At 49.7% G+C, this 15,766-nt stretch carries 11 protein-coding genes; 4 read left to right on the forward strand and 7 right to left on the reverse strand.

Annotated elements, in window-relative coordinates:
* Positions 1-6 precede the first annotated feature (6 nt).
* From Q8M98_10235 to Q8M98_10265, 7 genes are all read right to left on the reverse strand, one after another.
* Positions 7-1,086 carry a 3-methyl-2-oxobutanoate dehydrogenase subunit VorB gene (locus Q8M98_10235; GenBank protein MDP3115131.1) on the reverse strand — a complete coding sequence of 360 codons (1,080 nt, stop codon included), beginning with the start codon at positions 1,084-1,086 and terminating at the stop codon, positions 7-9.
* Positions 1,087-1,095: 9 nt separating this feature from the next.
* Complete coding sequence (locus Q8M98_10240) at positions 1,096-1,290, reverse strand: ferredoxin family protein (protein MDP3115132.1); 195 nt, start codon at positions 1,288-1,290, stop codon at positions 1,096-1,098.
* 600 nt (positions 1,291-1,890) lie between these two features.
* Positions 1,891-3,606: a peptidylprolyl isomerase gene (locus tag Q8M98_10245; protein ID MDP3115133.1), complete on the reverse strand. Its 1,716-nt coding sequence runs from the start codon at positions 3,604-3,606 to the stop codon at positions 1,891-1,893.
* A gap of 11 nt (positions 3,607-3,617) precedes the next feature.
* A complete protein-coding gene (mutS, locus tag Q8M98_10250) occupies positions 3,618-6,251 on the reverse strand; it encodes a DNA mismatch repair protein MutS (GenBank protein MDP3115134.1) in 2,634 nt (877 codons plus the stop codon).
* Entirely contained in the window at positions 6,251-7,390 is a 1,140-nt protein-coding gene (locus tag Q8M98_10255) for an SPOR domain-containing protein (GenBank protein ID MDP3115135.1), read from the reverse strand. Before Q8M98_10255 ends, mutS begins: the two co-directional genes overlap by 1 nt.
* A 37-nt stretch (positions 7,391-7,427) precedes the next feature.
* On the reverse strand, positions 7,428-8,684 hold the full coding sequence (gene rho, locus Q8M98_10260) for a transcription termination factor Rho (protein ID MDP3115136.1): 1,257 nt from the start codon (positions 8,682-8,684) through the stop codon (positions 7,428-7,430).
* A gap of 42 nt (positions 8,685-8,726) precedes the next feature.
* Positions 8,727-9,458, reverse strand: a complete 732-nt coding sequence (locus Q8M98_10265) for a class I SAM-dependent methyltransferase (GenBank protein ID MDP3115137.1) — start codon at positions 9,456-9,458, stop codon at positions 8,727-8,729.
* Positions 9,459-10,030: 572 nt separating this feature from the next.
* Between Q8M98_10265 and Q8M98_10270 the strand changes: the two genes are divergently transcribed.
* The 4 genes from Q8M98_10270 to Q8M98_10285 form a co-directional block, all read left to right on the forward strand.
* Positions 10,031-10,792: an ATP-binding cassette domain-containing protein gene (locus tag Q8M98_10270; GenBank protein ID MDP3115138.1), complete on the forward strand. Its 762-nt coding sequence runs from the start codon at positions 10,031-10,033 to the stop codon at positions 10,790-10,792.
* Positions 10,782-12,791 (forward strand): ABC transporter permease subunit/CPBP intramembrane protease, encoded by a 2,010-nt coding sequence (locus tag Q8M98_10275; GenBank protein ID MDP3115139.1) that lies wholly within the window; start codon positions 10,782-10,784, stop codon positions 12,789-12,791. Before Q8M98_10270 ends, Q8M98_10275 begins: the two co-directional genes overlap by 11 nt.
* Positions 12,779-14,614, forward strand: a complete 1,836-nt coding sequence (gene glmS / locus Q8M98_10280; protein ID MDP3115140.1) for a glutamine--fructose-6-phosphate transaminase (isomerizing) — start codon at positions 12,779-12,781, stop codon at positions 14,612-14,614. The genes Q8M98_10275 and glmS overlap by 13 nt, the downstream gene beginning before the upstream one ends.
* 687 nt (positions 14,615-15,301) lie before the next feature.
* Positions 15,302-15,766 (forward strand): SUMF1/EgtB/PvdO family nonheme iron enzyme (locus tag Q8M98_10285; GenBank protein ID MDP3115141.1); only part of this gene is annotated, 465 nt, incomplete at its 3' end.

A 15,766-nucleotide genomic window follows, 5' to 3' on the forward strand; every position in this document is an offset into this window, starting at 1 on the left:
TCTCCCTTAAAAACAAGCTTCCAGCTTGGCTTTGATCTCTGCGGGGGTGAAGACGATGCCGCCAACCTTGCCCCAAAACTTAATCGGCACTTTGCCGGCAACAGCGATCTTGACATCGTCTAACATTTGTCCCGTATTTAATTCAAAGACATACACTTGCTTGACCTTCTTTCCAATCGCGGCGTGGATCGCTGCGTAGGGATATGGCCAGCAGGTGATGGGTCGGATGAGCCCGATGTTTTTTCCTTCGCAGTTGAGTTCGTGGACTGCGGATTTGACGATGCGTGAGGCGGTGCCCCAGGCTACGCAGAGGATCTCGTTGTCGTCGTTCACGTTATACTTTTCATAGCGCAGCTCGTCGCGGTTTACGATGGCATATTTGGCAAAGAGCTGGTTGACGTGTTTTTCAAGCACGAGCGGGTCAATCTCGAGAGAATTGATCTCATGATGGTGTTTGGAGTCACCGTCTTCATTTGGACAAATACACCAAGAATCGTGTTGTTTGCCAAGTTCTTCCATTTCCTCGGCGCTCTTGGCGGGCTTGAATTCCACCGGCTCCATCATTTGCCCGAGCATGCCGTCCGCGAGGATGAGCACTGGATTGCGATATTTATCCGCCAATTCGAAAGCTTCGCTTGCCATGTCTGCGAATTCCTGGACGGAACTTGGGGCAAGGACGATGCAGCGGTAATCTCCGTGTCCACCGCCTTTAGTGGCTTGAAAATAATCACCCTGGGCGGGTTGGATGTCTCCCAAGCCGGGACCTCCGCGTTGGACATTCACGATTACGGCGGGAAGCTCGGAGCCGGCAAGATAGGAAATGCCTTCCATTTTCAACGAAATGCCGGGGGAGGAAGATGAGGTCATGACGCGTTTTCCACAGCCCGCGGCGCCATAGACCATGTTGATGGCGGCGATTTCGCTCTCCGCTTGGATAAATGTCCCGCCTACCTTGGGCATCATTTTTGCCATGTATTCGATCAATTCGCTTTGCGGGGTGATTGGATAAGCAAAATAGAGGCGACAGCCCGCACGGAGAGCGGCTTCGGCAACCGCTTCGTTTCCTTTCATCAGAACTTTAGACATCTCTTCACCTCACTTTTCAATCTTGATTGCTACGTCAGGACAGGTCAAATAGCACATCTTACATGCGATACAAGCTTCCTGATCAAAACACTCGGAATAGTGGTACCCCTTGGCATTGATGTTATCCGAAAAGCGTATTATCTTTTTCGGACAAGCAACGATGCAGAGACCACAGCCTTTACAATAAGTTGGGTCAACCGTCATTTTTGGCATGGTTGCACTCCTTTTCATCTGATTTTTCTGATGCTGAGATAAAGCTTTTAGCTTTGTAAATCTGTCAAACTATTTCTTTTGCAAATGCCTAAGTTTCCATCGGAAAGAGACATACGGAATCATGGGATATCTCCTTTTGAGTGAGCGGATGAACTCTTAAAAGAGATGAGATATGAGGTAAGAGAGATGAGATAAGCTGGCGCCGAACGAAAGCAATCAGCAGCACATTGCTTATATCACATCTCATATCTCATCTCTTATATCTATCTCCCATCCCTTCTCCATCCCCTGCCCGCCTTATCCTGATGATCAAAGCATCCGCATTGCGGTACAGGCTCTTAGCGCGTTTTTCGTATGAAGGAAGCGTCTGTGTATAGTGCATTACGCAGTTAAATAGTTAGTCAAGTAGGTAAGCGGATATGGAACTACCGACGTCCCCGTCGGTTTCAACCGCGCATGAACCGACGGGGACGTCGGTAATTCCATATCCGTCCTGCGTACTAATCAAGGTTGAACCTTATCTCATCTCTCTGCTCTTGCTCTGCTATTACTCTGCTTTCCTCTGTGATAAACTCATCTTTCAAATCTCACTCACATATTCACAAAAATGCTCACGTTGGCGCAGCGGATTTGATCTTCCACCCAGAGGTCAAACCAGTCTTCGTTCAGGGTTCGCTTGTAAGTCTCGCGCAATTGAACCGGTGAGACGACGGCATTTTTATCAATGCGGTGATTTTTGACAAATGGTATGAGAATAGTGGTTCCGGCTACATAGACTTGCGTAGCGGACTTATCCAGATAGCGGCGGATGGCATCATAGTAGATCATGCCGACTTTGATGTCCCCCAAGGGAGTGGTGAAACTCATGGAGGGGACTGATTCCTTGGAAGAGTGGGGGAGAGCGGCGAGATTGATAATACCGGCAGTTTGGTTACGCAGCCATTCGGAAGCGGTTACTTTGGCGATCTCGATGCTTTTGCTCTGTCTGAGAACGGCGACAATATCATTTTGCACGGAGGAAAGAGGGCGCACGCGGTTGAGCTGATTGTCCGTCATCTGCACGACCACCCAGGCGAAAAGCTGGTTTGAATATATCGGAGTAAATATGTGTCCGCGCTTTTTATCGTGAAGCTCTTTAAATATCGTCTCGAGGATGGCGCTGTCTCCGATCCAGACGGATTCAGGATTGAGGTTTTTGATTGGAACATAGCTCAAAGACATTTCGTTGGCGGCGTTTTCCATGCCCACCGTCTGAGCAAGCTGGTAAAGCCTTTCTGCTGCGCTTCTTGATCTTTTCACGCTGGCGGCTAACGGCGATGCGACAATGGTAATGGTATTGAAACTGGTCATGCTCTTCGTGAGCTGTTCCAGGTGATAGATCGTGAATGAGCCGGAATCTTCAACCGGCGGGCTATAATCGCTTTCTTTCATAGCGGAAAACATGGCATAGAGCTTGGGATCGAGATCGGCATTGCGGAGGAAACCGCTGTTTTTGAGGATGATGCCCGGATAATGGACTTTGTGTCTGGCGATCACGCTCTGAGCGGGTTCTCCGCTTCTGAGCTCCGTAAAGATGGAATCCGTCACCGCTGCTGCATAGATCATGTCTTCCGCGCTTGGTCTGACAGGGAGGAGGATATAGGCGAGAGCAAAGCTCTCGTCCATCCGATATTGATCTAAGTTTTTCTGATAATATTGGGTGATTTCGCTTTCGGAGATAATGGGTTGGATATTGGTGGCATCGACGATCACCCAATCGATATCGGCTTTGCCGGCAAGGACTTGTGTGATTCGCTTGCTTTCTTTTTTGGTGAGCATTTTCCGGTCGATGAGTTCGTTTTTGAGTTTCAAGATCGGGATCAGATAGTCGAAGTAGTGCTTGCGAACCGGCAGCAGGTTTTCCGGAGTGTCATAGAGGAGGGATTGCAGGTAGATGTTGTAGTCGAAAACGCCGTTTACCATGAATCGCGGTGAGGTCTTCAGGTATGGCGGGATATTGGTTTTGAGGGTGTCGATCATTTCCTGGGGACTGACGCGGATGCCGTATTTTTTAAAATTGTCTTTGAGGATCACGTGTTTGGTGATGTTTCTCCAGGTTTGGCGCATGATTTCTTGTTTCTCGTCGATGCCTGGCGCGCGGTTGTTTAGCATCCAGAAATTTTCATAGTGTCCGCGATTAGCCGCAATAAATTCGTCATAGGGGATGGGGGTGCCATTGACCTTGCCGGCGAGCCGACCCTGATTGACGGAACAAGCGGTCAGCAGTGCCATCAGGATGATTAACAGTGCAGGGATGATACGTTTCATTGTTGTGTCCTTTACAGGCGTTGTTGGATTTCTTTCAGTTTTTGCCAGGCTTGAATCGGCGTGAGTTGATCCAGATCGAGGTCTTTGATCTCTTCGATGATGGGATCGTTTTCGCCGGCTTTGTCGATGATGGCTTCAAAGAGTTCCATCTGAGGTAAATTTCGGTTGAGTTTTCTGCGGATGGCGGCTGTGAGCCCTTGCGGGCTGATTTCATGTTCCTCAAGGTTCTTCAGTATCTCTTTGGCACGGCGAACGACGCGATCGGGGATGCCGGCAAGCCTCGCCACCTGTATGCCATAGCTTTGATCCGCGCCGCCGCGTTCGATCTTGCGCAGAAAGATCATCTGGTCGTTATATTCCTTCACCGCGACGTTGTAGTTGCGAATGTCGGGATAGATGTTTTCGAGCTCGGTGAGTTCGTGATAATGGGTGGCAAAAAGGGTGAGTGCATGCTTGAACTTCTGGATGTGTTCGATGATCGCCCACGCCAGGCTGAGCCCGTCGAAAGTGCTTGTTCCTCTGCCGATCTCATCCAAAAGGATCAGGGATTCGGATGTGGCGGAATGGAGGATGTTCGCCGTTTCGATCATTTCCACCAAAAAGGTGCTTTGCCCTTGGGCAAGGTTGTCGGAAGCGCCTACGCGGGTGAAAACGCGGTCGAAAATCGGCATGGTCAGCTTTTTTGCCGGAACGAAGGAACCGATTTGAGCCATGATGACGAGCAGCCCCACCTGCCGCAGATAGGTGGATTTTCCCGCCATGTTTGGTCCTGTGATGATCGCGACGGAAGTATCGGGATAGTCAAGCTCGGTATCATTGGGGATAAAATGGTCGCTTTCGATCAGTTTTTCGATCACCGGATGCCTGCCGTCGCGGATGATCAGCGCCCGATCAGAGGAAAACTCCGGACAGCAATATTCGTTTTGCCAAGCCAGAAAAGCGAGATTACCCAAGACGTCCAAGAGCGCGATGCCATCTCCAAGCTCCTGCAAACGTGGAAGATGCGCTGCAATGGCGATGCGTAGATCTTTATAGAGTTCATACTCAAGATTTTTGATCTTTTCTTCGGAACTGAGCACCTTGGCTTCAAAATCCTTGAGCCGCGGGGAGATATAGCGCTCGGAATTGACCAATGTTTGTTTGCCGATGTAATAATCCGGCACCTTGCTTTTGTGGGCGGCGGACACTTCGATATAGTAGCCGAATACCTTGTTATAGCCTACTTTCAGAGAGGAGATACCGGTCTTTTTGCGTTCGTCGTCTTCCAGCTTGGCGATCCATGATTTGCCATCGTGGATGATTTCCAGGAGTTCGTCCAGATCGGTATGATATCCGGAATTGAAGATTCCGCCTTCGGTGACTGTGATAGGCGGATTGGCTCTGATGGCTCTATCCAGCAAGCCCACGATGTCCTCGAACCCGGAGAGTAGGATCAAAAAGGGATCAAAAAGCGGTTCGCTGAAATGGGATAGCTTGGTTTGGAGTTCAATGGCGACGAGCAGATAGGATTTGAGCGATTGAAGCTCTCTGGGGTTGATCCTCAGCGCTCCCAAACGCGAAACGATCCGCGAAATATCTCCGATGTCCCGCAGAGTGTGGCGCAAGTCCTTTAGATAAGCGGTGTTTGTTAGCAGGGCTTTGATCATTGCCTGTCTTTGGATGATGATGGTCAGATCCAGTAGCGGATGCAGCAGCCAGTTTTGCAAAAGGCGAGAGCCCATCGGTGTCTGGGTTTGGTCGATCACCGAAAGCAGACTGCCGTGTTTGGTGCCATAGCGGATCGAGCGCGTCAATTCCAGGTTGCGACGGCTAATCTCGTCCAACTGCATATAGCTTGACAGGGAGTAAAAGGTCAGTGAGGAAATGTGCTTGAGAGGAACGTTGTAAAGCGATTGAACGTAGGCGAGAGCGGCTCCGGCGGCGGTGGCTCCGATGTTTTTGTTGTGGGCTCCGAAGGCTTCCAACGAGCTGACCTGAAAGTGTTTCTTGAGCGTGGAGATCGCTTCGGATGGACGGTAGAGCCAGGAATCGAAGATCGTGAGCGTGGGATTATATTCCAGTTTGAGGCTTTTGATCAGTTCCTCGCTTTTGAGTCCGTCCACGATGATCTCCGCCGGTTTGAGGCGCAACAGTTCATTGCTCAGTTCAGCCAGAGGGAGCTCGGTGAAGGCAAACTCTCCGGTGGAAAGATCGAGCCTGGCGATGCCGATCTTGCGCTTTTCGTCCTCGTAATAGATGGCACATAGATAGACGTTGGCACTGCCTTCCAAAAGCGATTGGTCGAGCACCGTGCCGGGGGTGATGATTTCCACGACTTCGCGTTTGACCAAGCCGATCGCTTTTTTGGGGTCTTCCACCTGCTCGCAGATAGCGACCTTGATGCCGGCTTTGATCAATTTGTCCAGATAATTATCCAGTGCGTGATAGGGAAATCCAGCGAGGGGAACAGGGTTGTCGGCGTTTTTATTGCGCGTTGTGAGAGTGATGTTGAGTATCTTGGAGGCAGTATAGGCATCCTCAAAGAAGGTCTCGTAAAAGTCTCCCATACGAAAGAGGACAAGCTTGTCCGGATGAGTGTTTTTGACATCCTGAAACTGCTTCAGCATTGGAGTGAGGTTGGTCTCGGAGATTGGTTTTTCCAGCATCAATATTGGGTGATGAAACATTCAATTTTGTTATCGATCACGATCAGGCGTGCGGTTTCAGCTTCCGCCCGAGTGGTAAATGGCCCGCTCACCGCGACCCAAGGCATGGATTTGTTGTTTTTATCCTCAAAATAACTGCCCGGCAGTTTCATCTGCCGGAGTTTCTGGGCGATGGAAGAAGCGTTTGCCTCCACTCCAAATCTCCCAGCCTGCAAAAAGAACCCGGAAGACGGCTTGGCGGGTAGTTTCAAGGGAATAAACTGGGGCGGATCGATTGGTGCCGAAATCGATTCCACTGGCGCCATGATCTCTTCCCGGAGTGAGGATACAAGTTCCAATTCGCTGTAGGGATATAGAAATGCCAGATCAATAAGAGAGCCATTTTTGCCCTTAAGCTCAAAGAGATGATCCTCGATGCTGTATGCGATCTGCGTATAACGGTTGATCTCCAGCCCGGCACGCAAGCTTGCCACCGCTTCATTGGGAGAGCCAGACAGCTGATGTGCTGCCCCCAATCTGTAGTAGAAATATTGCTGGTCGGTGGGCATACCGGAGATCGTTTTGAGTTTGTTCAGGGTGGAAACGGCACTTTGGTATTTCTTTTGCCCGATATAGGCATCAGCGATCAGATACATGCATTCTTCGACATAGGTGCCCGCTGGTGCAAGGCGCAGATAGTTCTCTGCGTTGCTGATCATGGCGCTATAGTCATCCTGCATTTCGGCGCAGACACAGAGCCAATAAAACCTTTCCATCATATCCGTGGAAGTGACTCTCAAGAGCAGATTTCTGGCAAAGACGGCTTCGCGCTCGATGATATGCAGTTTGGCACGCTCAAGCATGCTGATCTGACCGTATTTAGTTTTTGGGTATTTGTCGATGTTTTGTTCCAAGAGCGCGGTGATCTCGCTCTTTTTGATCTTGAGCATGGCATTCAGGTGCAGCACTTGGGCGCGTTCCTCGTCGTTGGCGGGTTTGACGGAGATCAACTGACCGGCGAGCTCATCCAGCCTGCCGCTGTCATAGAGGCTTTGCAGGCTTTGAAACTCCTTACGTGGAATTGCAGCCAACAGGATGGTAAGAAAAAGCATGCCAATCACGAGCAGCGCAATCTTGCGGCTTTGTTCGAAGCTTAGCATCAGGGTCCACAGCTCCATTGGGGTCAGCCGCTAAGGATCAATTGCTCATGGCGTTGAGCAGTTCGAAATTGGTCTCGGTCACCTGCATCTTTTTGCGCAGGGTCTCGATTCCCTGAATCGGGCTGATCGTCTTGAGGTATTTGCGTAGGACATACATACGGTTGAGCTCGTTTTTGGTGAGCAGCAGCTCTTCGCGACGGGTTCCGCTTTTGACGAGATCGATGGCGGGATAGAGACGCATGTCCGATATGCTGCGATCCAGCACCAATTCCATGTTTCCGGTGCCTTTGAATTCCTCAAATATGACCTGATCCATCTTGGAGCCGGTGTCGATCAACGCGGTGGCGATGATGGTCAGGGATCCGGCTTCTTCGGTATTGCGAGCTGAGCCAAAGAACTTTTTGGGCTTGATCAATCCGTTGGAATCGATTCCGCCGGACAGCACCTTGCCGCTGGAAGGGGTGACGTTGTTATATGCTCTTGCCAGACGAGTGATGCTATCCAACACGATCACCACGTCCTGTCCGAGTTCGATCATGCGCTTGGCTTTTTCCAGCACCATTTCGCTGACGGCGCTGTGGTTTTTTGGCGATTCGTCGAAAGTGGAGGAGATCACTTCCCGGTTGCCGGGACGCAGGAATTTCTTCATTTCGGTCACTTCCTCAGGGCGCTCGTCCACAAGCAAAACGATCAGATACACTTCCGGATGATTGGTCAGAATGGCGTTTGCGATATCCTGCAGGAGCATCGTCTTTCCCGTTCTGGGAGCTGCCACGATCAATCCGCGCTGTCCTTTTCCAATGGGAGTGAAGAGGTTCATGATGCGGGTGGAATAGTTCTTGGGATCAAATTCCAGATTGAGGCGTTCGGTGGGATAATACGGCGTCAATTCGTCAAAGACGCGCAGCTCCTGCAAAAAAGTGGGCGCCATATAATTGACGGATTCCACGCGCAGCAGGGCATAGTATTTTTCCCCTTCTTTGGGTGAGCGCACCGGTCCTGAAATCATGTGTCCGGTCTTCAATCCGAAGCGTCTGACCTGGGTGAGGGATACATAGACGTCGTCGCGCCCGGGATTATAGTTATTTTGGGGGAAACGCAGGAAACCGAAACCGTCTTCCATGATCTCCAAACATCCGGTCACGAAGGCGAGACCTTCCTGTTGGGCTTGAAACTCCAAAATCTTGAAGATCATTTCATTGCCTTTATATTGTGTGTATCCGGGGATGCCGAGTTTCTTGGCGTGCCGTGAAAGTTGGGCTTGATTTAGTTCAAACAGGTTTTCTTCAATCATGATGATTTATCTCCTTGGCTGATGACAAAGTTGTTGTCTTTGTTATTTGTGTGCAATTTTCTTTTTATATCCTGTGATAAGCAAACGGCTGGCACTGGCGCAACCGATTTGCTGGATTCTATTCATAAGGTTGTTTCCCTGATTTAGCAGATCTTCGTTGTCCGGGATGTTTTCCAGGCGTTTGAAGGTATCGATGCAGCTTTTGCGCAGGGTTTCGCAATTTCTGGCTTCTTTGGGATTGTCCACCGGATAATAGAAATCCTCCACTTTGAGCTTCAGCAAATGCAGTTTCTTCGCCATGGCAAGGATCTCGTCCTTGGTGAAAGTCTCTGCGTGAAAGACGCCGCAGCGCCGATCGATGGCTGCGATCCAATGATGCATGAGGATATGAGTCTGCTGGGCATCGGTTTGCTCACCACTGCGATACATTTCGGTGACCAACATCATGCCGCCGGGTTTGAGCACGCGCATCATTTCCGCGAATACCTTGTCCGGATGCTCCAGGTGGTGCAGTGAATTGGATAGGCAAACCAGATCGAAATGATCGTCCTCAAACTGCAAGTGTTCAAGATCCATCTTGTAAATTTCGACATCGTTTTCTGAAAAGACCTTCTGGGCATAATTGACGCTTTTCTCCGAAGCATCGATGCCAATGATCTGGGTGTATGATCCCAGATTCTGTTTCAGGACGTTGATAAATTCTCCCTTGCCGGTGGCGGCGTCCAATACCAACGGAGCATCGACGGAATTGAGAATTTGGAAAACGTCTTTCATAATGCTATCCTCGCTTGTTCTCTATGATTGGGATGGTAGCGATCGTCTTTATTATATAATATACAACGCCCGGAATCAATTCCAAACGCTCTGTCGCTATTCTTTTATCCTGCCAAAATTCGTCAAGCTTTTTGTTTGCCGCGGGGGCTATTTGCCTGTGGAACACTGATGACGCTGATCGTTATGATCAATATGATCAATAAAATCTAAGCCAAAACAATTCGTTTGCCTGCCATGAGTTAGCCTGCTTTCGTGCAATCCTCTTCTCATATAGTCAATATGGACGCAGAAAGGCAAATCATGTCAATGCTGAAAACGCTTACCAAATGCCATGGTTCGCCCACATATATAAATACTTTAGCAAGCTAACTGATCAGGTATTTTGAAGGAATAGTCGAGCCGTCTCAAAAAAAACACTTTACAGTAATGCTTGATATCCCGATAGTGCGCTCATGTGCTGCAATGTCCAATCTGAATGCGATCTAACGCCATGGCACTCGGTCAATAACGATTTTAACCTGAGCTATCGGCGATGGCTCTTTGCAAAATGATCCAGAGGTGATTTGATGATAATGGTAAGAAACTTGGTCAAGGAGTTTCCCCAAAAGGACGGAGGTCGGTTTCGTGCCGTTGACGGTGTTTCTTTTGAAGCGCGGGACGGCGAGATCGTGTGTCTTTTGGGAGTGAACGGAGCAGGGAAAACCACCACCATGCGGGTGCTTTCCACCGTGTTTAAACCCACGGAAGGCACTGCACAGATTCATGGATATGACATTTTGACCCAAGGGCAGAAAGCGAGAGAGAATCTTGGCTTTCTCTCCGGCGATACCGGTTTGTATAACCGCCTGCGCCCCAGAGAGTTTATTCGCTATTTCGGCAGGCTCTATGGCTTGGACGACAGAACTATCGACGCTCGCATCGAACAGATGGCGGAGCTTTTGGACATGAAGGACTTCCTTGATAAAAAGATCGAATTCCTTTCCAGCGGCATGAAACAAAAAGTCTCCATCGTGCGTTCCATCATCCACGACCCGCCGGTGATGATCTTCGACGAACCGACCTCAGGCTTGGATATCCTCACTGCGCGCAACATCATCACCTTTATCCGCGATTGTAAAGCGAGGGGCAAATGTGTGCTCTTTTCCACTCACATCATGCGGGAAGCGGAACGTCTCGCGGATCGCATCGTGATGATCCACAAGGGGAAAATCATTGCCGATGCACGGTTGGAAGACCTCAGAGAGCAGACCGGACAAACCGATCTGGACGACATCTTCATCCATTTTGTAAACCAATTCACGGACGAAACGGAGGTGCAGGCGCATGAATTTTAAGAAAGCCGGAATCGTTTTCCGCAAGGAATTCCTGGAAATGCTGCGCGACAAGCGCACGCTCTTTACCACCATCATCCTGCCGGTGATCATGTATCCGATGCTGTTTATCGGTTTCAGCTCCATCATGAGCCGTCAGACCCGGGTGCTGGAAGAGCGCGGCGCCTACATCGCGGTGCGGGATAGCGTCAATGACGAGGTCTCGCTCAAGCTGCTCAAAGACTTGGCAGGAATCGCGAATTTCTCCTTCCAGCCTTATACAGCGCAAACTCCGTCTTTGTATAAAGAGCGGAGCATCAACGCCATCATCAGCATCACCGATTCATTGACGAATAAAGGCTTGAGCACCTATAAGATCGACATCCAATACGACGCCGCCAAACAGCGGGATCAGATGATCTTTGCCAAGCTGCGCAACCAGATCGCACTATCCGAGAAACAAATCCTGCAAAAGCTGCTGACCAAGCAAAAGGTCGATCCCCAGATCATGCAATTGGTCAGCGTCCGCGAACGGGACACCTCCACCGCGCAAAAGAAAGTTGGTATGTATCTTGGCATGTTTTTGCCCTATCTGATGATCATCATGCTCATCGCCGGCGCGGCAACCGTTGCCGCGGATCTTGTCGCCGGAGAGAAGGAACGTAAAACCCTGGAAACCCTTTTGGTGTCTTCGGCACAGCGCAACGAGATCGTGCTTGGCAAATACCTCACCATCGTCAGCATGGCAATGATCAACGTGGTCATCAACCTTTTGAGCATCGGTTTTTCCCTGCATTACGTCCTCTCGCAGTCTCGTATGGAAATGGTGGGCATGGCGATGCCGCTCAAGGGGTTCGCGATTCTGATGCTGGCAATGCTGCCGCTGGCTACTTTGTTTGCCGCGGTGCTGCTTTCGATCTCCACATTTTCGCGCAATATGAAAGAAGCCCGATCCTATGAACAGCCCATCCTCACGGTCTCCATGCTGCTGGCAATGATCTCGTTTTTCCCCGCCATCGAGATCAACAATCTGATGGCATTGATCCCAGTGGTCAATATCTCACTGCTGTTCAAAGCCGTGATGATCAACGAATACCAGCTTTCCCACGTGATCATCACCATCGCCTCGACCTTGGTTTTGGTCATCCTAGCAGTGATTCTGACGGTGAAGCTCTTCAATACTGAATCAATCCTATTCCGCACCGAGGACGACAGCAGCTTCAAAAACGTACGCAAGGACAAGCGCAGCTTTTTTAATTCCTACTATGGGCTGGTCTATTTTGCCATCGGCTTGGCGATTCTCTATTATGCGGGCGGCTATTTGCAAAGCCGGGACATGCTGAAGGGGTTGATCCAGACGCAGTTTTTGGTGATCCTGCTTCCGGTGCTCATCATCCTGAAACTGCTGAAATTGAAGTCAAACGATATCCTGAGAATCAAAGCTCCGCGCCTCGGAGAGATTCTTTTGATCCCCTTCATCGCTATTCCGGCAACGATCATTGTATCGATGGTCGGACAGTTGATCAATCACTTTTTCCCCTTTCCCATACACTATCTTGAGCAATTAGCGGGTCTTTTCAAGCTCGATTCCTCGATCTGGGTGATGCTCTTTGCCATTGCCGTGATGCCCGCAATCTGTGAGGAAGTGCTCTTCCGGGGATTCATGATCCGGTTCTATGAAAGCTATGGCACAAAGAGCGCCATCATCATCAGCGCTTTGCTCTTTGCCATCTTCCATCTCGATCCGTTCAGACTGTTGCCTACCTTTATGTTGGGCATCCTGCTCGGCTATCTGACGATCAGAACAAAAAGCATCATCCCCAGTATGCTTTCTCATTTTATCAACAACGGATTTGCCCTATTCATAATCACTTACGCAAATACCGCCTGGGTCAAACCCTTGCTCAAAAATTCGGATTCGCTGCAGCCATGGATCCTCGTTCCGGCGATAATCATCTTCGCCGCCGCGATCTACACCTTCCATAAATACACCAATACCAAGGAGATATCATGTGCGGAATAGTCGGATACATCGGGCACCGAAACGCCCTGCCGATCGTGGTCGAAGCGCTTAAACGTCTCGAATATAGAGGTTACGACAGCTCCGGCTGCGCCATCATGCACGAAAACGAGCTGCAAATCTATAAACGGCAAGGCAAGATCATCGAGCTCGAACGCAGCCTGCCGGAACCGAATAGATGCTCTGGAACCATCGCCATCGCTCATACCAGATGGGCAACCCACGGCGAGCCAAATGAAGTAAACGCGCATCCCCACACGGATTGCAGCGGCAATCTGGCGATCGTGCACAACGGCATCATCGAGAACTATAAACTCCTCAGGGAGAAACTGATCGAGCTGGGGCACAAGTTTGCAAGCGAAACCGATACCGAGGTCATAGTCCATTTGATCGAACAATTTATCACCACCGAACCCAGCCTCGAAGACGCCGTCCGCGAAGCGTTGAAAAGAGTCGAAGGCACTTATGGCTTGGTCGTCATCTCCAAAAACGATCCGGACAAACTGATCGCGGTTCGCATGGGCAGTCCGCTCATCATCGGCATCAACGACAATGAACATTTTATCGCCAGTGACGTGAGCGCTATCGTGATCCACACCAAAAACGTGATCTATCTGCAAGATAATGAGATATGCATCATTCACCGCGATGGATTCGAAATGACGAATATGGACAAACAGCGTCTCAAGCCCAAAATCTCGGTGGTGGATTGGGAAATCTCAGCGATCGAGAAAGGTGATTATAAACACTTTATGCTCAAAGAGATTTTTGAACAGACCGTCACCGTGGGCAATGGCTTCAGAGGACGCATCAACGAACAGATGGGCACCGCGCGTTTGGGAGGACTCAATCTTCCACCCCATGAACTTCGCAAAATCAAACAGATCCACCTCATAGCCTGCGGAACCTCTTTCCACTCGGCATTGATCGGAAAATATATCATCGAGGACATGGCTCGCATTCCCGTTCACGCGGAATATGCTTCCGAATACCGCTATCGTAATCCGATCATTCCCGAAGACACGCTCGTCTTTGTGATCAGCCAATCCGGCGAAACAGCGGATACCCTTGCCGCTATGCGCGAAGCCAAAGCAAAGGGCGCCAGGGTCTTGGGCATCACCAACGTAGTCGGCAGCACTATCGCGCGCGAAAGTGACGGCGGCACCTACATCCACGCCGGCAGCGAGATCGGTGTCGCGTCCACCAAAGCTTTCACTTCCCAAGTGACGATTCTCACCTTGCTTGCCGTATTGATGGCTCGCCAACGCAGTCTGTCGCCGATGCAGGGTATGGATTATATCCGTGAACTCGGCAGGATTCCCGAAAAAATCGCGCAGATTTTAGCCCTAAATGACCATATCCGTGAGATCGCAACCAGCATCAAAGACAGCACCAACGCCCTCTATCTCGGACGCGGAGTAAACTATCCCGTGGCACTGGAAGGCGCTTTGAAACTAAAGGAAATCTCCTATATTCACGCCGAAGGATATCCCGCTGCGGAGATGAAACACGGTCCCATCGCTTTGATCGACAAATCCATGCCGGTGGTCGCCATCGCCTGCCATGATCCCCTCTATGAAAAGATCTATTCCAATCTCCAGGAAGTGCGTGCCAGAAAAGCAAGACTCATCACCATCGCCACTATCGGCGACACCGAAATGGAAAAGATATCCGAACATGTGATCCACATTCCAGATACCTTGCCAAACCTGCAACCGCTGCTAACCGTGATCCCCTTGCAGCTCCTTGCCTACCATGTCGCAGATCTGAGAGGTTTTGACGTCGATCAACCCCGCAACCTTGCTAAAAGTGTGACGGTAGAGTAGGGGTGAGAGATACAGAGTTGTTTTTCACCACAGAGAAACAGAGCGATCAGAGCAGAGACATGAGAGAAAAGACCTGGATTCCAGCCTTCGAGACTGTGTAAAAACTATTGGCAACATAACAGTTAGTTTTCACACAGTAAGCATTGGGCTCTGGAATGACAGTTCCCGGTAGTAGGAGACACAAACAGTAAACTGATTTCATAAATATTGTGCTGTCTTCATAGTTTTCGCACAGTCTCCTTCGCTGGAATGACGGGTTCACCCGTTCACCTTCCCCCATAGCATTACGGAATCAATACGGACTCATTACGGACTAAGTCCGTATTGACTCCGTATTGCTCACGGGGAAGGATATAATTAAAACTGCTAAGCGTTTGAAATTAAAAGCAATTGGATGATATAGGCAGATTTGGGGAATTGACGCTATGGGTGTTTGTGTCGCTTTTATTGGGGTTGCACGTATGAACCGACGGGGACGTCGGTAATTCCATATCAGTCCTGCCCACTAATCAAGGTTGAACTTCATCTGATCTCTCATCTCTCTGCTCTTGCTCTGCTTTCCTCTGTGTTTAGATCTTCTCTGATCTCTCTGTTTCTCTGTGGTGATAATCAACGGAGAAAGTTGTTGACAGAATTACGCGGCGCATTTGGCATGCAATATCATAAAACGCAACAAGAAGGGATGCTATGAAAAAAGCTGTGCTGCTCATGTTGATCACCGTTTACTGGCTTGCCTGTGCAACTGCCCAGACGGTCAGCAATATCAGAGCTAAGCAAGACCCGGAGCTGAGCTACTGGAAGATCAATTTTGATCTGAGCGGAAACGCGGATGATCAATATCAGATCAAACTGATACCATTCAAAACCGGCAAAGAGATCAGCTCCACCAGATCCTTAGGCGGACAGACATCTACCAACCCCGGGAAAAACCTTGTCCTCTTCTGGAACCCCTTTCTGGAAGGTCTGGAAACGGACGGATGGCAATTTAGGATCAGTGCCAAAAAGATATCCATGATCTTTGTGCAGGGCGACTCTTTTAAGATGGGATCGAATGATGGTGAGAGCGATGAAAAACCTGTGCATCAGGTGACGGTATCATCCTATTACATCGGAAAATATGAGGTTACGCAAAAAGAATGGACTGCGGTGATG

It is taken from the genome of Candidatus Cloacimonadaceae bacterium (assembly GCA_030693415.1).
Taxonomy (GTDB): Bacteria; Cloacimonadota; Cloacimonadia; order Cloacimonadales; family Cloacimonadaceae; genus JAUYAR01.

Bases quoted from the DNA above. Each gene is read 5' to 3' on its own strand.
- Q8M98_10245 (MDP3115133.1), bottom strand. From the start codon at position 3,606: ATGAAACGTATCATCCCTGCACTGTTAATCATCCTGATGGCACTGCTG.
- Q8M98_10255 (MDP3115135.1), bottom strand. From the start codon at position 7,390: ATGCTAAGCTTCGAACAAAGCCGCAAGATTGCGCTGCTCGTGATTGGC.
- Q8M98_10265 (MDP3115137.1), bottom strand. From the start codon at position 9,458: ATGAAAGACGTTTTCCAAATTCTCAATTCCGTCGATGCTCCGTTGGTA.
- mutS (MDP3115134.1), bottom strand. From the start codon at position 6,251: ATGCTGGAAAAACCAATCTCCGAGACCAACCTCACTCCAATGCTGAAG.
- Q8M98_10240 (MDP3115132.1), bottom strand. From the start codon at position 1,290: ATGACGGTTGACCCAACTTATTGTAAAGGCTGTGGTCTCTGCATCGTT.
- Q8M98_10270 (MDP3115138.1), top strand. From the start codon at position 10,031: ATGGTAAGAAACTTGGTCAAGGAGTTTCCCCAAAAGGACGGAGGTCGG.
- Q8M98_10235 (MDP3115131.1), bottom strand. From the start codon at position 1,086: ATGTCTAAAGTTCTGATGAAAGGAAACGAAGCGGTTGCCGAAGCCGCT.
- Q8M98_10275 (MDP3115139.1), top strand. From the start codon at position 10,782: ATGAATTTTAAGAAAGCCGGAATCGTTTTCCGCAAGGAATTCCTGGAA.
- glmS (MDP3115140.1), top strand. From the start codon at position 12,779: ATGTGCGGAATAGTCGGATACATCGGGCACCGAAACGCCCTGCCGATC.
- rho (MDP3115136.1), bottom strand. From the start codon at position 8,684: ATGATTGAAGAAAACCTGTTTGAACTAAATCAAGCCCAACTTTCACGG.